We start from the raw sequence: 17,869 nt of genomic DNA, 5'->3' as shown, positions 1-17,869 counted from the left end.
GCGTAACCTAGATTACAGGAATTGGTTAAGGAGGGTTGCTCCTTGTTGGACGTCAACAATTTCGAATACATGAAGATCGGGCTTGCTTCCCCAGAGAAAATTCGTTCTTGGTCCCGCGGAGAAGTGAAAAAACCGGAAACGATCAACTATCGTACGTTGAAACCGGAAAAAGAAGGGCTGTTCTGCGAAAAGATTTTTGGCCCTACAAAAGACTGGGAATGTCATTGCGGTAAATACAAACGCGTCCGTTATAAAGGCGTTGTCTGTGATCGTTGTGGCGTTGAAGTAACACGTGCGAAAGTACGCCGCGAACGGATGGGCCACATTGAGCTCGCTGCTCCGGTATCGCATATCTGGTACTTCAAAGGTATTCCGAGCCGTATGGGTCTTGCTCTGGATATGTCTCCAAGATCTCTTGAAGAGATTATTTATTTTGCATCATATGTTGTAACTGATCCAGGAGAAACTCCACTGGAGAAAAAACAGCTGTTGTCCGAGAAAGAATACCGCAGCTACCGTGAAAAATACGGTTATGGTTTCCATGCTGGCATGGGCGCAGAAGCGGTTAAAAAATTACTTCAAGACCTTGACATAGACAAAGAGCTCGAGTTCCTGAAAGAAGAGCTCCGGACTGCGCAAGGACAACGTCGTAATCGTGCAATCAAACGTCTGGAAGTTATCGAAGCATTCCGCAACTCTGGCAACAAGCCAGAGTGGATGATCATGGATGTACTTCCTGTTATCCCGCCGGAACTTCGTCCAATGGTACAGTTGGATGGTGGACGTTTTGCAACGTCTGACCTGAATGACTTGTACCGTCGTGTAATCAACCGGAATAACCGTCTGAAACGTCTGCTTGATCTGGGCGCGCCAGATATTATCGTGCAAAATGAAAAACGGATGTTGCAGGAAGCTGTTGACGCATTGATCGATAATGGTCGTCGTGGACGCCCGGTAACGGGTCCTGGTAACCGTCCATTGAAATCTCTCAGCCACATGCTGAAAGGTAAACAAGGACGTTTCCGTCAAAACTTGCTCGGTAAACGGGTTGACTATTCTGGTCGTTCCGTTATCGTTGTTGGACCTTACCTGAAAATGTATCAGTGTGGTCTGCCAAAAGATATGGCACTTGAATTGTTCAAGCCTTTTGTTATGAAAGAGCTTGTAAATAAAGGGCTTGCCCACAACATCAAGAGCGCAAAACGTAAAGTTGAGCGTGTAAGTCCTGAAGTATGGGATGTTCTTGAAGAAGTAATCAAGGAGCATCCGGTTCTGTTGAACCGTGCCCCTACGCTTCACAGACTCGGTATTCAAGCATTTGAACCGATTCTCGTTGAAGGTAAAGCAATTCGTCTTCACCCGCTCGTATGTACGGCATACAATGCCGACTTTGACGGTGACCAAATGGCCGTGCACGTTCCCTTGTCCGCTGAAGCTCAAGCGGAAGCACGTATCCTGATGCTTGCATCGGGTAACATTTTGAACCCTAAAGACGGTAAACCGGTTGTTACTCCTTCCCAGGATATGGTGCTTGGTTCTTACTACCTCACTATGGATAACAAGGAAGAAAAGGGCACAGGTATGATCTTGCGTACAGTTAACGAAGCTGTATCGGCATACCAACGTGGTACTGCTGGTCTGCATGCGCGTGTAGCTATTCCGGTTAAGGCGCTTGGTAAAACAAGCTTCACGGAAGAACAACAAGAAGGAATGTTGCTGACAACTGTCGGTAAAATTATCTTCAATGAAATTTTCCCGGCAAGCTTCCCGTATATCAATGATGCGACTCGTGCTAACCTGTACCAAGGTACTGCAGATCACTCATTTGTATATGAAAAAGGTGCTGATCTCAGAGAAGCTATTATGAATGCTCCTCTGGCTGGCGGTGTCGGTAAAGAATACCTCGGCTCCATCATTGCACGTTGTTTTGAAATTTATCACACAACGGAAACAGCCGTTATTTTGGATAAAATCAAACAACTTGGTTTCACATACTCTACACGTGCCGGTATTACGGTTGCGGTATCTGATGTTATCGTTCCACCTGAGAAGTTTGAAATTCTTAGACAATCTGAGGAAAAAGCACAAATCGTTACGAATCAGTACCGTCGTGGTCTGATTACGAATGAGGAGCGCTATGACCGTATCATTGATATCTGGTCAAAATCCAAAGATGACATCACTGAGATTCTGATGAAGTCCATGGATCGTTACAACTCGATCATGATGATGGTAGACTCCAAAGCACGGGGTAACAAATCGCAAATCACCCAATTGGGCGGTATGCGTGGTCTGATGGCCAACCCATCCGGTCGAATTATCGAACTCCCAATCAAATCGAACTTCCGTGAAGGTCTGACGGTACTCGAGTACTTTATCTCCACTCACGGAGCGCGTAAAGGTTTGGCGGATACAGCCCTGCGTACAGCCGATTCAGGTTACCTGACTCGTCGTCTCGTAGACGTAGCCCAAGACGTAATCGTGCGTGATGATGATTGTGGTACAGATAAAGGCTTTACGGTAAGTCGTATTCAGGATGGTAAAGAGGTTATCGAAGACCTCTACGACCGTATTGAAGGCAGATACTGCTTCGAGACTCTTCGTCATCCGGAAACGAAAGAAATCATTGTAGGTCGCAATGAATTGATTGACTCCGATAAAGCAGAAGCGATTATCAAAGCAGGTATTACTAAATTGCAAATCCGCTCCGTCCTCAGCTGCCGTGCAAGTCATGGTGTCTGCAAGAAGTGTTATGGTCGCAACCTCGCGACTGGTAAACACGTGGAGATTGGTGAAGCAGTTGGTATTATCGCAGCACAGTCCATTGGTGAGCCAGGAACACAGCTTACAATGCGTACGTTCCATACCGGTGGTGTAGCCGGAGACGATATTACGCAAGGTTTGCCACGTATCCAGGAGTTGTTCGAAGCTCGTAATCCTAAGGGTCAAGCAACGATCAGTGAAATCGATGGTGTGGTTAAAGAGATTCGCGAAGCGAAAGATCGTCGTGAAATCGAAATTCAAGGTGAAGCGGAATCCAAAGTATACGCCGTTACCTACGGTTCCCGTGTGCGCGTAAGCGAAGGCGCGGAAGTTGAAGCGGGTGACGAGTTGACAGACGGTTCCATTGATCCAAAAGAGATGTTACGGATTAAAGGTATACGTGGTGTACAAAACTACATTCTGCAGGAAGTACAACGCGTATATCGTAACCAAGGCGTAGAAATTAACGATAAGCACGTTGAAGTTATGATCCGTCAAATGCTGCGTAAAATCCGTATCGTAGATGCAGGAGATACAACGCTGTTGCCAGGATCGTTCGTGGATATGCATGAGTACGAAAGAGCTAACAAAATTGCGATTCTTAGTGATAAAGAGCCGGCGGTTGCTAAACCAATCCTGCTCGGTATTACGAAAGCATCCCTGGAAACAGACTCCTTCCTCTCGGCGGCTTCGTTCCAAGAAACTACACGTGTATTGACAGATGCAGCGATCAAAGGTAAAGTCGATCAGTTGCTCGGTCTGAAGGAAAATGTAATCATCGGTAAATTGATTCCTGCAGGTACAGGTATGCACCGTTACCGCAGCATCAAATTTGCTGAGCCAGAAGATGGCCAATCTTCAGTAGAAGAACTTGAGCCAGTTTCGGTTGATTAAATATATTTCTCCTCATTAGAGGAGAGTGAAAGTTTTGTGCGTCAGGAGACGGACGTTTGTATGATACAGGCGGACGAATCCTGATGCACGTAAACTTTTAAAAAATTTTTTAGGATTAGCATTGACAATGCTTGCGCTAGATGCTAATATATCAAAGGTGCGTGGGCAGCTGATTGTACATGGTTCTATTCGGAGGAATACACAATGTCTAATGAAAAAGCCTTGCAAGATGCTCATGTCAAAATAGGTACCAAACAGACCATGCGGATGGTGCAGACAGGTATGGCTTCTGAAGTCTATGTCGCAGAAGATAGTGATCCGCAGCTTACTTCCAAAATCATTGCTTTGTGTGAACAACACAATGTAAAATGCACGAAAGTGGATACAATGAAAAATCTCGGCAAGGCTTGCGGGATTGGAGTAGGAGCAGCTATGGCTGCTGTCGTAAAATCATAGGGTAAGGAACGTTTTTGTCCGAGAACTTTTAAGGATTCTCCAAGGCAAAAACTTTTCATTTGTCTTTTTATGAACCGCCTGGGTCTGTGGACTTAGTGCAAAGAGGTTTATAAAGAAACATGAATATTTGAGGAAGGGGGTGGCAATCACATGCCAACTATTAACCAACTGGTTCGTAAAGGACGTCAAGCAAAAGTTGAGAAGTCAAAATCTCCAGCTTTGCAAAAAGGATTCAACGCTTTGAAACGTGAATCTACTAACATCAGTGCCCCACAAAAACGTGGTGTCTGCACTCGTGTAGGTACAATGACTCCACGTAAACCAAACTCTGCACTTCGTAAGTATGCCCGTGTTCGTTTGACGAACCGTCTCGAGGTTACTGCTTATATCCCGGGAATCGGACATAACCTTCAAGAGCACAGTGTGGTATTGATCCGCGGAGGTAAAGTTAAAGACCTTGCAGGAGTTCGTTATCACATCGTTCGTGGAGCTCTCGATACTGCTGGTGTAAACAACCGTATGCAAGCTCGTTCGAAATACGGCGCTAAGCGTCCAAAAGCTAAAAAAGCCTAAACTATTATAGGCAGATAGCCTGAAAGCCTTCTGGTCTAAGTCTGGAAGGTACAGGATCTGCTGAACAAGAAAGAAAGGGGGATATCCATGCCACGCAAAGGTCCAGTTACGAAAAGAGACGTTCTGCCTGATCCGTTATATAACAGCAAGTTGGTTACTCGTTTAATCAACCGCATCATGATCGGCGGAAAACGCGGTGTTGCTCAAAGCATTCTGTATAATGCGTTCAAGTTGATTCAAGAACGTACGGGTAATGACCCTATGGAAGTATTTGAAGCAGCAATCAAGAACATCATGCCAGTCCTGGAAGTTAAAGCTCGCCGTGTCGGCGGTGCCAACTACCAAGTACCAATCGAGGTGAAACCAGAGAGACGTACTGCTCTGGGATTACGTTGGCTCGTGAACTACTCCCGCAACCGCGGTGAGAAAACAATGGAAGAGCGTTTGGCGGCTGAGATCATCGACGCTTCCAACAACACAGGCGCTTCCGTTAAAAAACGTGAAGATACGCACAAAATGGCTGAAGCGAACAAAGCGTTTGCTCACTACCGTTGGTAGGATTCAGTTCACAATAAAAAAACTTCAATTTTGAAGGGAGACCCATTTCATGGCTAGAGAGTTCTCCTTAAAAAATACACGTAATATCGGGATCATGGCTCATATTGATGCGGGTAAAACCACGACAACTGAGCGGATCCTGTTTTACACAGGACGTACGCACAAAATCGGTGAAGTACACGAAGGCGCTGCGACAATGGACTGGATGGAACAGGAACAGGAGCGCGGAATTACGATTACTTCCGCTGCAACTACCGCTGCTTGGAAAGGCCACCGCGTTAATATTATTGATACCCCGGGACACGTTGACTTCACTGTTGAAGTTGAACGTTCCCTTCGTGTATTGGACGGAGCAGTTGGTGTATTCAGTGCGAAAGAAGGCGTTGAGCCTCAGTCCGAAACCGTATGGAGACAGGCTGACAAGTACGGCGTACCTCGTATCGCATATGTAAACAAAATGGATATCATCGGTGCTGACTTCCTGAACGTTGTATCTGACATGCGTGATCGCCTTCAAGCGAACGCTGTTGCGATTCAACTTCCAATCGGCGCTGAAAATGATTTCAAAGGTATCATCGATATCGTTGCACAAAGAGCTCATATGTACAAAGATGACCTTGGTCAAGATATCGAAGAAACCGACATTCCTGCAGAGTTTGCAGATCAAGTTGAAGAACTTCGCAACGAGTTGATTGAGCGCGTTGCTGAACTGGATGAAGATTTGACAATGAAATACCTGGAAGGCGAAGAGATCACAATTGATGAGATCAAAACCGTACTCCGTAAAGGTGTTGTAGATGTTAAGATCTTCCCAGTTATCTGTGGATCCTCATATCGTAACAAAGGTGTTCAACTGATGTTGGATGCTGTTATCGACTACTTGCCAGCTCCAACAGATGTTGCATCGATCACGGGACATCTTGAAGATGGAACTGAAGCAATTCGTAAGTCATCCGATGAAGAGCCATTCTCCGCATTGGCATTCAAAATTATGACTGACCCTTACGTTGGTAAATTGACATTCTTCCGCGTATACTCTGGTGTTCTTCAATCCGGATCATATGTATTGAATGCCACTAAAAACAAACGTGAGCGTATCGGTCGTATCCTTCAAATGCATGCGAACAGCCGTCAAGAAATCACTGTAGTTTACTCCGGTGATATTGCAGCTGCCGTAGGTTTGAAAGATACAGGTACAGGTGATACACTATGTGATGAGAAAAATCCGGTTATTCTGGAGTCAATGAACTTCCCTGATCCGGTTATCGAAATCGCTGTTGAACCTAAAACCAAAGCTGACCAGGATAAACTGGGTGTTGCTCTCGGTAAGTTGACTGAAGAGGATCCAACTCTTCGTGCTCATACTGACGAAGAAACAGGCCAAACGATCTTGGCAGGTATGGGTGAGCTTCACCTTGATATCATCATCGACCGTATGCGTCGTGAGTTCAAGGTTGAAACTACTGTGGGTAAACCACAAGTAGCTTACCGTGAAACATTCCGTGCTCCAGCGCGCGTTGAAGGTAAATTCGTACGTCAATCCGGTGGTCGTGGTCAATACGGTCACGTATGGGTTGAATTCGAACCTCTCGAGCCGGGTACAGGCAGCCAGTTCGAAAGTAAGGTTGTCGGTGGTTCCGTACCAAGAGAATACATTCAACCTGCACTGTCAGGGATTGAAGAGCAAATGAAAAACGGCGTTATTGCAGGCTTCCCGCTTGTTGACGTTAAGGCTACAATCGTAGACGGATCTTACCATGATGTCGATTCCAATGAGATGGCATTTAAAATTGCCGGATCTATGGCGCTTAAAGCGGCTAAAGACAAGTGTAAACCAGTTCTGCTTGAGCCTATCATGAAAGTAGAAGTAACTGTTCCAGAAGAGTACATGGGTGACGTAATGGGTATGTTGAACTCCCGTCGTGGCCGCATCGAAGGTATGGATTCCCGTAGTGGAGCTCAAATCATCCGTGCTAAGGTACCTCTGTCTGAAATGTTTGGTTACTCTACAACTCTTCGTTCCGGTACTCAAGGACGCGGCGTATTCTCCATGGAACTCTCTCACTATGAAGAAGTTCCTAAGAGCATCGCTGAAGAAATCGTTGCTAAAACAAAAGGCACCGAGTAGTTTTCTCACACTGGATGCAAGTGCATAAGAATTTAATTCGGAGCACTTCATTCAGTGAAAACATAAAATTATAATTTTAAGGAGGCCACGTTCAAATGGCAAAGGCTAAATACGAACGTAATAAACCCCACGTTAACATCGGTACTATTGGTCACGTCGATCACGGTAAAACAACTCTGACTGCTGCAATCACAACTGTATTGTCCAAAACTTACGGTGGTGCTGCAATTGCATTCGACCAAATCGACAAAGCTCCAGAAGAGCGCGAACGCGGTATCACAATCTCCACATCACACGTTGAGTACGAAACTGACACTCGTCACTACGCTCACGTTGACTGCCCAGGTCACGCCGACTATGTTAAAAACATGATCACTGGCGCGGCTCAAATGGATGGAGCTATCTTGGTAGTATCCGCAGCAGACGGCCCAATGCCACAAACTCGTGAGCACATCTTGCTCTCCCGTCAAGTAGGCGTACCTTACATTGTTGTATTCTTGAACAAATGTGACATGGTTGAAGACGAAGAGTTGTTGGAATTGGTTGAGATGGAAGTTCGCGACCTTCTTAACGAATATGAGTTCCCAGGTGACGATACTCCAATCACTCGTGGATCCGCTCGTGAAGCTCTGGCAAACCCAGATGGCGAATGGGCTCAAAAAATCGTTGAGATGTTCAAAGAGATCGACACTTACATCCCACTGCCTGAGCGTCAAACTGACAAGCCTTTCTTGATGCCTGTCGAGGACGTATTCTCCATCACTGGTCGTGGTACTGTTGCTACTGGCCGTGTAGAGCGTGGTACTGTTAAAGTCGGCGAAGAGATCGAAATCGTTGGTATCACTGAAGAAACTAAAAAATCCGTTGTAACAGGCGTTGAGATGTTCCGTAAATTGTTGGATTCCGCTCAAGCGGGTGACAACATCGGTGCATTGTTGCGTGGTGTTGACCGTACTCAAATCGAGCGTGGTCAAGTACTTGCAAAACCAGGTTCTGTTAAGCCACACACAGAATTCACAGCTCAAATCTACGTTCTGACTAAAGAAGAGGGCGGACGTCACAAACCATTCTTCACTGGTTACCGTCCACAGTTCTACTTCCGTACAACTGACGTAACAGGCATCATCAACTTGCCTGAAGGTACTGAAATGGTAATGCCTGGTGATAACATCACTGTTACTGTTTCCCTGATCTCCCCAATCGCGATTGAAGAAGGAACTAAATTCTCCATTCGTGAAGGCGGACGTACAGTAGGTGCCGGTTCCGTAGCATCTATCCAAAAATAATTCGGCTTAACGCTGAATAAAGCATATGTAACAGTGTACTGGAACGAGTAACATTGTATTGTAACGAAGCTTCGGAAGAGTTCTTTATCCGACATCGGATAAAGAACTCTTTTATTATGTTTAAAGTTCGGAACCTGCGTCATACGAAATGAACATCATTTACGTGTTTAGAAGGATTGGCAAGGCAGCCTGGATATTGAAGATTAACACTGCAATAAACGAAGTCATTTCATCAGAAAAGATAAGTTTAAATGTTTTTCTTAAATATGCTTGCAATACGCCTATCTTTTCTATATAATAATGAATGTTGTTCTGTGACGTTGCGATGATGTGAGAGGTTACTGGCACACCCGGCCCCTTTGCCATGGGAGAGTGGCTAGAAAATTTTCACGGAGTATGTCCGATAAAAAATTGGGCGATAGAAGGAGGGACTAAAATGGCAAAGCAAAAAATTCGTATTCGTTTGAAAGCTTACGACCACAGAATTCTTGATCAATCCGCGGAGAAAATTGTTGAAACAGCAAAACGTTCGGGTGCTGGTGTATCCGGTCCGATTCCGCTTCCTACTGAAAAACAAATCATTACTATTCTTCGTGCGGTGCACAAGTACAAGGATTCTCGGGAACAATTCGAACAACGTACACATAAACGTTTGATCGACATCGTTAACCCGACTCCACAAACTGTGGATGCCTTGATGCGCTTGGATCTGCCGTCCGGTGTAGATATCGAAATTAAATTGTAATATAAGCTACAACAAAGACCATGTATAAAGGAAAAGAGGTGTCAACATGAAAGCAATCTTAGGAAAAAAACTCGGAATGACTCAAGTATTTACTCCTGAAGGTAACGTCGTTCCAGTAACGGTTATCGAAGCAGGCCCTTGTGTTGTTTTGCAAAAGAAAGACATTGAGAACGATGGCTACGAAGCAATTCAAATCGGTTACTCCGATAAGAAAGAGAAAAATGCTAACAAGCCAGAAGCAGGTCACGCTAAAAAAGCGAACACTGCCCCTAAGCGCTACGTTCGTGAAGTTCGCGGTATCAACATCGCAGAATATGAAGTTGGCCAAGAACTGAAAGCTGACATTTTCGCTGAAGGCGAATTCGTTGACGTAACGGGTATTTCTAAAGGTAAAGGTTTTGCCGGCGTTATCAAACGTTGGGGACAAAGCACTGGACCTATGTCACACGGTTCGCGTTACCACCGTGGCCCTGGTTCAATGGGTTCGATCCAAGCTAACCGCGTTCCTAAAGGCAAACGCCTGCCAGGACACATGGGACATGACACTATTACAATTCAACGTCTTGAAGTAGTTAAAGTAGACGCTGAGCGTAACGTGTTGCTCGTGAAAGGTTCCATTCCTGGACCGAAAAACAGTCTCATTAGAGTTAAAGAAACGGTGAAAAAATAACCACTGAAGAAAGGAGGAACACAAAATGCCAAAAGTATCAGTTTACAATGTAGATGGTAGCCAAGTAGGCGAAGTTGAATTGAGCGATGCGGTTTTCGGAATTGAGCCGAATCAACACGTTCTGTACGATGCAGTTCTTATGCAACGCGCTTCCCTTCGTCAAGGTACCCACAAAGTAAAAGGACGTTCTGAAGTTCGTGGCGGTGGACGTAAGCCTTGGAAACAAAAAGGTACAGGTCGCGCTCGTCAAGGTTCAATTCGTTCACCACAATGGAAAGGCGGCGGTATCGTATTTGGTCCAACACCACGGAGCTATGCGTATAAACTGCCTAAGAAAGTTCGCCGCTTGGCGATCAAATCAGCCCTTTCATCCAAAGTGCTTGACAATGACATTATCGTTTTGGACGCTCTCACGTTGAGTACGCCTAAAACTAAAGAATTTGCAGCCATCTTGAGTAACCTCAAAGTGGGACGTAAAGCTTTGATCGTAGCTCCTAGCTATGATGATAATGTAGCTCTTTCCGCACGGAATATTCCAGGCGTGAAATTCGTAGCTGCTGACGGTATTAATGTTCTTGACGTGCTCTCGCACGACAAATTGATCATTACGAAAGAAGCAGTTCAGAAGGTAGAGGAGGTGCTCGCGTAATGAAGGATCCTCGTGATATTGTAAAACGTCCGATTATTACGGAACGTACTGCTGACATGATGAACGACTTGAAATATGTATTTGAAGTCGATATCCGTGCAAACAAAACCGAGATCAAAAAGGCAGTAGAAGCTATTTTCAATGTAAAAGTGAAAAACGTGAACACGCTTCGTGTTCCAGCTAAGCCGAAACGGTACGGACGTTATTCCGGATATACTAGCGAATGGAAAAAAGCGTTTGTAACGTTGACAAAAGACAGCAAAACGCTTGAGTTCTTTGAAACTGTATAATTGAATTTTTGAAGTAAGGAGGGAAACCCAGTGCCAATCAAAAAGTATAAACCAACATCCCCGGCAAGACGGAACATGTCCGTTTCTACATTTGAGGAAATCACCACAAATCAGCCGGAGAAATCGTTGTTGGCCCCGTTGAGCAAACAAGCAGGCCGCAACAACCAAGGTAAAATTACAGTTCGTCACCATGGTGGTGGACACAAACGTAAATACCGTATCATTGACTTCAAACGTACTAAAGATGGAATACCGGGCCGCGTTGCTACGATTGAGTATGACCCGAACCGTACATCCAACATCGCTCTGATTCACTATGCTGATGGTGAAAAGCGTTATATCATCGCTCCTAAAGGTTTGAAAGTTGGAGATCAAGTATTCTCCGGACCTGAATCAGACATCAAAATCGGTAACGCACTGCCACTCGAAAACATTCCAGTAGGTACCGTTATCCACAACATCGAGTTGAAACCAGGTAAAGGCGGACAATTGGTTCGTGCTGCTGGTACAGAAGCTCAATTGCTTGGTAAAGAAGAAAAATACGTTTCCGTTCGTCTCTCTTCCGGAGAAGTTCGTCGTATTTTGAAAGTTTGCCGCGCGACAATCGGATCTGTAGGTAACCAAGACCACGAGCTCATCAAAATCGGTAAAGCCGGTCGTAGCCGTTGGTTGGGTAAACGTCCTGAGGTTCGTGGTGTAGTAATGAACCCTAACGATCACCCACACGGTGGTGGTGAAGGTCGTGCTCCAATCGGACGTAAATCGCCAATGTCACCATGGGGTAAACCTACACTTGGTTACAAAACGCGTAAGAAAAATAAAGCTTCTGATAAATACATCATTCGCCGCCGCACGAAGTAATACACACTGTGCATAACTTCGTGAGGCATCTGCGGATGCATAATAGCTATGTTTGAAGGGAGGATCTCCACATGGGTCGCAGTTTGAAAAAAGGGCCATTCATTGATGGCTACATGCTTAAAAAGGTAGAAGAGATGGAAGCTTCAGGTAAGAAGAATGTGATCAAAACCTGGTCCCGTCGTTCTACAATTTTCCCGCAATTCATCGGACACACATTTGGCGTTTACGATGGTCGTAAACACGTGCCAGTGTATGTAACTGAGGACATGGTCGGACACAAACTGGGTGAGTTCGCTCCAACCCGTACGTACAAAGGCCATACTGCTGATGATAAGAAAACAAGAAGATAAATGAATATCTTTAATGTTTGAAAGGAGGTTACACAATGGAAGCAAAAGCACATGCTAAGTTTATCCGGATTGCTCCTCGTAAAGCTCAACTCGTTGTTGACTTGATTCGTGGCAAGCAAGTAGGTGAGGCGGTTGCCATTCTCCGTCACACTCCGAAATCTGCTTCTCCAATCGTTGAGAAGTTGCTTAACTCCGCTATTGCGAATGCGGAACATAACTATTCTTTGGATGTTAACAAATTGGTTATCTCGCAAGCTTACGTGAACCAAGGACCGACAATGAAGCGTTTCCGCCCTCGTGCAATGGGACGTGCAAGTCGTATTAACAAACGTACTAGCCACATTACTTTGGTGGTATCTGAGAAGTAGAAGGAGGGGAAATGTGTGGGCCAAAAGGTAAATCCAGTCGGACTCCGTGTCGGAATTATCCGTGACTGGGAATCTAAGTGGTATGCAGGCAAAGACTTCGGTGATCTTTTGATGGAAGACGTGAGAATTCGTGAATTCCTGAAAAATAAATTGAAAGACTCCGCTTTATCTCGTGTAGAAATTGAGAGAGCGGCTAACCGCGTAAACGTAACGATTCACACTGCTAAACCAGGTATGGTTATTGGTAAGGGTGGTTCGGAAGTTGAAAATCTTCGTAACCAAATTACGAAAATTGCTGGCGGTAAAAAAGTACACATCAACATTTCTGAAATTAAGAACCAAGACTTGGACGCTGTTCTTGTAGCTGAAAGCATTGCACAACAATTGGAACGTCGTGTTTCTTTCCGTCGTGCTCTGAAACAAGCAATTCAAAGAACTATGCGCTCCGGTGCTAAAGGTATCAAAACTCAAGTAGGCGGACGTCTTGGCGGTGCTGAGATCGCACGTTCTGAAGGCTACAGCGAAGGAACTGTTCCACTGCACACACTGCGTGCTGACATTGACTACGGTACAGCAGAGGCTCATACTACTTACGGACTTATCGGCGTAAAAGTATGGATCTATCGTGGAGAGGTTCTTCCTACGGCTAAGAAACAAGCTGCTAAGGAAGGAGGCAACTAATCATGTTGGTACCAAAACGCGTAAAACACCGTAAGCAACAACGTGGACATATGAAAGGCCAAGCTAAAGGCGGAACGACTCTGAACTTTGGCGAATACGGTCTGCAAGCTACGGAACCGGCTTGGATTACGAACCGTCAAATCGAAGCGGCTCGTATTGCGATGACTCGTTACATCAAACGTGGTGGTAAAGTTTGGATCAAAATTTTCCCAGACAAACCAATCACTCAAAAGCCTCTCGAGGTTCGGATGGGTAGCGGTAAAGGTAACGTAGAAAAATGGGTTGCAGTAGTGAAACCAGGTAAGATCATGTTTGAACTTGCTGGTGTACCGGAGGAAATTGCACGCGAAGCAATGCGTCTTGCCGCTCACAAACTGCCAATCAAAACGAAGTTCGTGAAACGTGAAGAATTGGGTGGTGAAGCAAATGAAAGCTAGTGAATTTCGCAACCTAACCTCTGCTGAAATCGAGCAAAAGATTGCCGGATTTAAAGAAGAACTCTTTAACCTCCGCTTTCAATTAGCTACCGGTCAGCTGGATAACCCGACTCGCATCCGTGATGTGCGGAAAGAAATAGCTCGTGCTAAAACCATTATCCGTGAGAGAGAATTGGGAATCGGTTAATTAGGGATAGGATGGACAATCCGTCCGTAATCAGGAAGGAGGCCAACAATGAGCGAAGAACGTAACGCACGTAAAGTGCAAACTGGTAAAGTGGTCAGCGATAAAATGGACAAAACGATTGTTGTTGCTGTAGAAACTTACAAAAAACACAACTTGTACCATAAACGCATTAAGGTTACTAAAAAATTCAAAGCGCATGACGAAGAAAACACTGCGAAAATCGGTGACACGGTGAAAATCATGGAGACTCGTCCGCTTTCGAAAGATAAACGCTGGAGACTTACTGAAATCGTAGAAAAAGCGGTTATCATCTAATGCATCAGCAGCATTGCTGAAAGGAGGAATACTAAATGATTCAACCATTTACACGTTTGACTGTGGCCGACAACTCCGGTGCGAAGGAACTGATGTGTATCCGCGTACTCGGCGGTACGGGACGTCGTACAGCTCAAATCGGTGATCTGATCGTTTGTTCTGTTAAACAAGCAACACCAGGCGGCGTTGTCAAAAAAGGTGATGTAGTTAGAGCGGTTGTCGTTCGTACGAAACGTTCTGTACGTCGTAAAGACGGTTCCTACATCGGTTTTGATGAAAATGCAGCGGTTGTTGTAAAAGACGACAGAAGCCCACGTGGAACACGTATTTTCGGACCAGTTGCTCGCGAACTTCGCGATAAAGACTTCATGAAAATCGTTTCCTTGGCTCCAGAAGTTATCTAAAGCTTAATCTCGTGATGTTAGAAACAGGAGGTGTACGAAATGCCAAGAGTGAAAAAAGTTCTGGAATCCCATAACAACAAACTTCACGTTAAAAAGGAAGATACGGTTATGGTGATCAGCGGTAAAGACAAAGGTAAAAAAGGCCGTGTCATCGCTGCTTATCCTCGTGAGAACCGCGTCCTTGTGGAAGGTGTTAACATGGTGAAAAAACACCAGAAGCCTAACCAGCAAAATCCGCAAGGCGGCATTATCGAGAAGGAAGCTCCGATTCACGTTTCCAACGTAATGCACATCGATCCGAAGAGCGGAAAAGTAACCCGTGTAGGTTACAAAGTTTTGGATAACGGTAAGAAAGTGCGCGTTGCTAAACGTTCCGGAGAAATTATCGACTAATTGAACCGAATGAGAAAGGAGGGCTATGATTCATGGCATCAAGAATGAAAGAACGTTACCTGCAAGAAATCGCTCCTGCTTTGATGCAGAAGTTTAACTATACAACGGTAATGCAAGTGCCGAAAATCGAGAAAATCGTTATCAACATGGGTGTGGGCGACGCTGTCCAAAACTCTAAAGTGTTGGATTCTGCAGTAAACGATTTGCAACTGATCGCGGGTCAAAAACCTGTAATCACTCGTGCTAAAAAATCTATCGCAGGTTTCAAACTGCGTGAGAATATGCCTATCGGTGCGAAAGTTACATTACGCGGTGAGCGTATGTACTTCTTCCTAGATAAGCTGCTCAACGTAACGCTTCCTCGTGTCCGCGACTTCCGCGGTGTATCGAGTAATGCTTTCGATGGACGTGGTAACTATACACTGGGTCTGAAAGAGCAATTGATCTTCCCGGAGATCGAATACGATAAAGTTGATAAAGTCCGCGGTATGGATATTGTCATTGTAACAACGGCGAAAACAGACGAAGAGTCCCGTGAATTGCTTACGCAAATGGGAATGCCTTTCGTTAAGTAATGTTGGCATAACGTTTCCGGGTGTCTGGAAAGACTCCCTTTTCTCCGAAATTATTTAGGAGGTGTCAGGCTAAGTGGCAAAAACTTCGATGAAAGTTAAACAACAACGTACACCTAAGTTTAAAGTACGTGCATATACACGCTGTGAGCGTTGCGGACGTCCACATTCGGTCCTGCAAAAGTTCAAAATTTGCAGAATTTGTTTCCGTGAATTAGCTTATAAAGGCCAGATCCCTGGCGTGAAAAAAGCAAGCTGGTAAAAAGTCCTGAACGGGAAGGAGGTTAACTCACAATGACTATGTCTGATCCAATTGCAGATATGCTTACTCGTATTCGTAACGCGAACACTGTTCGTCACGAAACGGTAGAAATGCCTGCTTCAACAATGAAAAAACAAATCGCCGATATCCTGAAGCGTGAAGGTTTCATCCGTGACGCTGAAGTTATCGATGATAACAAACAAGGGATTATCCGTGTTTTCCTGAAATACGGTCAAAATAACGAGCGCGTTATCACTGGTCTGAAAAGAATCAGTAAACCTGGTCTTCGTGTTTACACGAAAAGCAACGAAGTACCTCGTGTACTTGGTGGCCTGGGAATCGCGATCATCTCGACATCTAAAGGTATCATGACGGACAAAGAAGCTCGTCAATCGAAATCCGGCGGAGAAGTCGTTTGCTACGTTTGGTAATATAACGTCACAAGATAGGAGGTGCAACATATGTCTCGTATTGGTCGCAAACCAATCACAGTACCAAGTGGTGTAGACATCACCCTGGACAACACCGTTATTACGGTAAAAGGACCTAAAGGAACTTTGACTCGTGAGCTTCATAAAGACATGAAGGTTACAGTTGAAAATAACGAAATCACAGTTGTGCGTCCTTCCGATAACAAAACTCACCGTTCTTTGCACGGCACAACGCGTAGCGTTGTAAACAATATGGTGAGCGGCGTTACTGAAGGATTCGCGAAATCTCTGGAATTGGTTGGGGTCGGATATCGTGCAAGCAAATCCGGAGATAAAATCGTTCTGAACGTTGGTTACTCTCACCCGGTTGAAATTACACCGGAAGCGGGAATCGAATTCGAAGTACCTTCGAATACAAAAATCATCGTTCGCGGAATTGACAAAGAGCGTGTAGGTGCTTACGCTGCTAAAATCCGTTCCGTACGTGAACCTGAGCCGTACAAAGGTAAAGGTATTAAATATGAAGGCGAGCGTATCATCCGTAAGGAAGGTAAAGCCGGTAAGAAGAAATAAGATTTCTCTTACCGCCTTTGCGCGGCTTTCGGCTTGCTTGCTTCGTGTGTTTCTAATATACCCCGTGGCTTCTGCTTTGAAGCCAGCGAGGTAACCTGAAAGGAGTGAATCTTTGAGATGATTACGAAACCAGATAAAAATAAGGCTCGTCTGAAAAGACACCTTCGTGTTCGTAAGAAAATCCAAGGAACGGCAGCACGTCCTCGTTTGAACGTATTCCGTTCTGGTAAACATATGTATGCTCAAATCATCGATGATGTTGCTGGTGTAACAATCGCTTCCGCGTCTACCGTAGACAAAGAATTGAGCACTGACATCAAAAATGGTGCATCTGTTGAATCAGCTCGTAAAGTTGGCGAACTCGTTGCTAAACGTGCGAAAGACAAAGGTGTTTCCAACATCGTATTTGACCGTAGCGGTTATCTGTACCATGGTCGTATCGCAGCATTGGCTGAAGCGGCTCGTGAAGCAGGACTTGAGTTTTAAGATATTTTTCAAAAGGAGGTTAACGACTTGCGTGTAGATCCGAATACTTTGGAACTGACTGAAAGAGTTGTAAATATTAATCGCGTAGCTAAAGTAGTAAAAGGCGGACGCCGTTTCAGCTTTAGCGCACTGGTTGTAGTCGGCGACGGCAACGGCTGGGTTGGAGCTGGTATCGGTAAAGCGGGCGAAGTACCTGATGCAATTCGCAAAGGTATTGAAGACGCTAAGAAAAACCTTGTACACGTTCCACTCGTAGGAACATCGATTCCTCACTTGGTAACAGGTAAGTTCGGCGCAGGACGCGTGCTGTTGAAACCAGCATCTGAAGGTACTGGTGTTATCGCTGGTGGTCCTGTACGTGCGGTTCTCGAACTTGCTGGTGTAGGTGACATTTTGACAAAATCTCTGGGTTCTTCGAATTCCATGAACATGGTCAATGCGACTTTGGAAGGTTTGTCCCGTTTGAAGCGTGCTGAAGACGTGGCTAAACTGCGCGGAAAATCCGTCGAAGAGCTTCTGGGTTAAGGAGGGAATTCT

The 17,869-nt window shown here is 45.1% G+C and carries 25 protein-coding genes; all 25 read left to right on the top strand.

What is annotated here, in order from left to right; genetic code table 11:
- Window positions 1–42: 42 nt before the first annotated feature.
- The 25 genes from rpoC to rpsE all read left to right on the top strand — a co-directional run bounded on the left by rpoC (window position 43) and on the right by rpsE (window position 17,857).
- A complete protein-coding gene (rpoC, locus tag MHI55_RS27660) occupies window positions 43–3,657 on the top strand; it encodes a DNA-directed RNA polymerase subunit beta' (RefSeq protein WP_036607173.1) in 3,615 nt (1,204 codons plus the stop codon).
- A 204-nt stretch (window positions 3,658–3,861) separates the two neighbouring features.
- On the top strand, window positions 3,862–4,113 hold the full coding sequence (locus MHI55_RS27655; RefSeq protein ID WP_036607175.1) for a ribosomal L7Ae/L30e/S12e/Gadd45 family protein: 252 nt from the start codon (window positions 3,862–3,864) through the stop codon (window positions 4,111–4,113).
- A 150-nt stretch (window positions 4,114–4,263) separates the two neighbouring features.
- On the top strand, window positions 4,264–4,686 hold the full coding sequence (rpsL, locus tag MHI55_RS27650) for a 30S ribosomal protein S12 (protein ID WP_017692070.1): 423 nt from the start codon (window positions 4,264–4,266) through the stop codon (window positions 4,684–4,686).
- A gap of 87 nt (window positions 4,687–4,773) precedes the next feature.
- The gene (rpsG, locus tag MHI55_RS27645) at window positions 4,774–5,244 is read left to right on the top strand and encodes a 30S ribosomal protein S7 (RefSeq protein ID WP_017692071.1); all 471 of its coding nucleotides are present in this window, start codon (window positions 4,774–4,776) and stop codon (window positions 5,242–5,244) included.
- 49 nt (window positions 5,245–5,293) lie between these two features.
- A complete protein-coding gene (fusA, locus tag MHI55_RS27640; RefSeq protein ID WP_036607177.1) occupies window positions 5,294–7,372 on the top strand; it encodes an elongation factor G in 2,079 nt (692 codons plus the stop codon).
- 95 nt (window positions 7,373–7,467) lie between these two features.
- On the top strand, window positions 7,468–8,658 hold the full coding sequence (gene tuf / locus MHI55_RS27635; RefSeq protein ID WP_017692073.1) for an elongation factor Tu: 1,191 nt from the start codon (window positions 7,468–7,470) through the stop codon (window positions 8,656–8,658).
- Window positions 8,659–9,094: 436 nt separating this feature from the next.
- Window positions 9,095–9,403, top strand: a complete 309-nt coding sequence (rpsJ, locus tag MHI55_RS27630; RefSeq protein WP_017692074.1) for a 30S ribosomal protein S10 — start codon at window positions 9,095–9,097, stop codon at window positions 9,401–9,403.
- Window positions 9,404–9,449: 46 nt separating this feature from the next.
- Window positions 9,450–10,073, top strand: coding sequence for a 50S ribosomal protein L3 (gene rplC / locus MHI55_RS27625; RefSeq protein ID WP_017692075.1), 624 nt, complete (start codon window positions 9,450–9,452; stop codon window positions 10,071–10,073).
- Window positions 10,074–10,098: 25 nt separating this feature from the next.
- On the top strand, window positions 10,099–10,722 hold the full coding sequence (gene rplD / locus MHI55_RS27620; protein ID WP_338707125.1) for a 50S ribosomal protein L4: 624 nt from the start codon (window positions 10,099–10,101) through the stop codon (window positions 10,720–10,722).
- Window positions 10,722–11,012 carry a 50S ribosomal protein L23 gene (gene rplW / locus MHI55_RS27615; RefSeq protein ID WP_017692077.1) on the top strand — a complete coding sequence of 97 codons (291 nt, stop codon included), beginning with the start codon at window positions 10,722–10,724 and terminating at the stop codon, window positions 11,010–11,012. The genes rplD and rplW overlap by 1 nt, the downstream gene beginning before the upstream one ends.
- Window positions 11,013–11,042: 30 nt before the next feature.
- Entirely contained in the window at window positions 11,043–11,873 is an 831-nt protein-coding gene (rplB, locus tag MHI55_RS27610; RefSeq protein WP_017692078.1) for a 50S ribosomal protein L2, read from the top strand.
- A 71-nt stretch (window positions 11,874–11,944) separates the two neighbouring features.
- A complete protein-coding gene (gene rpsS / locus MHI55_RS27605) occupies window positions 11,945–12,223 on the top strand; it encodes a 30S ribosomal protein S19 (protein ID WP_017692079.1) in 279 nt (92 codons plus the stop codon).
- A 35-nt stretch (window positions 12,224–12,258) separates the two neighbouring features.
- Window positions 12,259–12,591 carry a 50S ribosomal protein L22 gene (rplV, locus tag MHI55_RS27600; protein ID WP_036607180.1) on the top strand — a complete coding sequence of 111 codons (333 nt, stop codon included), beginning with the start codon at window positions 12,259–12,261 and terminating at the stop codon, window positions 12,589–12,591.
- A 15-nt stretch (window positions 12,592–12,606) separates the two neighbouring features.
- Window positions 12,607–13,272: a 30S ribosomal protein S3 gene (gene rpsC, locus MHI55_RS27595; protein ID WP_036607182.1), complete on the top strand. Its 666-nt coding sequence runs from the start codon at window positions 12,607–12,609 to the stop codon at window positions 13,270–13,272.
- Window positions 13,273–13,274: 2 nt separating this feature from the next.
- A complete protein-coding gene (rplP, locus tag MHI55_RS27590) occupies window positions 13,275–13,709 on the top strand; it encodes a 50S ribosomal protein L16 (protein WP_017692082.1) in 435 nt (144 codons plus the stop codon).
- Entirely contained in the window at window positions 13,699–13,896 is a 198-nt protein-coding gene (gene rpmC, locus MHI55_RS27585) for a 50S ribosomal protein L29 (RefSeq protein ID WP_017692083.1), read from the top strand. The genes rplP and rpmC overlap by 11 nt, the downstream gene beginning before the upstream one ends.
- A 48-nt stretch (window positions 13,897–13,944) precedes the next feature.
- Window positions 13,945–14,211 carry a 30S ribosomal protein S17 gene (rpsQ, locus tag MHI55_RS27580; protein WP_017692084.1) on the top strand — a complete coding sequence of 89 codons (267 nt, stop codon included), beginning with the start codon at window positions 13,945–13,947 and terminating at the stop codon, window positions 14,209–14,211.
- Window positions 14,212–14,246: 35 nt separating this feature from the next.
- Window positions 14,247–14,615 carry a 50S ribosomal protein L14 gene (gene rplN, locus MHI55_RS27575; protein ID WP_017692085.1) on the top strand — a complete coding sequence of 123 codons (369 nt, stop codon included), beginning with the start codon at window positions 14,247–14,249 and terminating at the stop codon, window positions 14,613–14,615.
- A gap of 39 nt (window positions 14,616–14,654) precedes the next feature.
- Window positions 14,655–15,008 (top strand): 50S ribosomal protein L24, encoded by a 354-nt coding sequence (gene rplX / locus MHI55_RS27570; RefSeq protein ID WP_017692086.1) that lies wholly within the window; start codon window positions 14,655–14,657, stop codon window positions 15,006–15,008.
- A 32-nt stretch (window positions 15,009–15,040) separates the two neighbouring features.
- A complete protein-coding gene (gene rplE, locus MHI55_RS27565) occupies window positions 15,041–15,583 on the top strand; it encodes a 50S ribosomal protein L5 (RefSeq protein WP_017692087.1) in 543 nt (180 codons plus the stop codon).
- A gap of 73 nt (window positions 15,584–15,656) precedes the next feature.
- Entirely contained in the window at window positions 15,657–15,842 is a 186-nt protein-coding gene (locus MHI55_RS27560) for a type Z 30S ribosomal protein S14 (RefSeq protein WP_013312154.1), read from the top strand.
- Between the two features lie 32 nt (window positions 15,843–15,874).
- Window positions 15,875–16,273, top strand: coding sequence for a 30S ribosomal protein S8 (rpsH, locus tag MHI55_RS27555; protein WP_017692088.1), 399 nt, complete (start codon window positions 15,875–15,877; stop codon window positions 16,271–16,273).
- A gap of 30 nt (window positions 16,274–16,303) precedes the next feature.
- The gene (gene rplF / locus MHI55_RS27550; protein WP_017692089.1) at window positions 16,304–16,846 is read left to right on the top strand and encodes a 50S ribosomal protein L6; all 543 of its coding nucleotides are present in this window, start codon (window positions 16,304–16,306) and stop codon (window positions 16,844–16,846) included.
- Between the two features lie 117 nt (window positions 16,847–16,963).
- Window positions 16,964–17,332, top strand: coding sequence for a 50S ribosomal protein L18 (rplR, locus tag MHI55_RS27545; protein WP_017692090.1), 369 nt, complete (start codon window positions 16,964–16,966; stop codon window positions 17,330–17,332).
- A gap of 27 nt (window positions 17,333–17,359) precedes the next feature.
- Window positions 17,360–17,857 carry a 30S ribosomal protein S5 gene (gene rpsE, locus MHI55_RS27540; protein ID WP_017692091.1) on the top strand — a complete coding sequence of 166 codons (498 nt, stop codon included), beginning with the start codon at window positions 17,360–17,362 and terminating at the stop codon, window positions 17,855–17,857.
- Window positions 17,858–17,869 lie beyond the last annotated feature (12 nt).

The organism is Paenibacillus sp. FSL E2-0151, assembly GCF_037993015.1.
GTDB classification, from domain to species: domain Bacteria; phylum Bacillota; class Bacilli; order Paenibacillales; family Paenibacillaceae; genus Paenibacillus; species Paenibacillus amylolyticus.
Note: the sequence above shows the minus strand (reverse complement) of the source record. Positions and strands in the feature narration are given on the sequence as shown.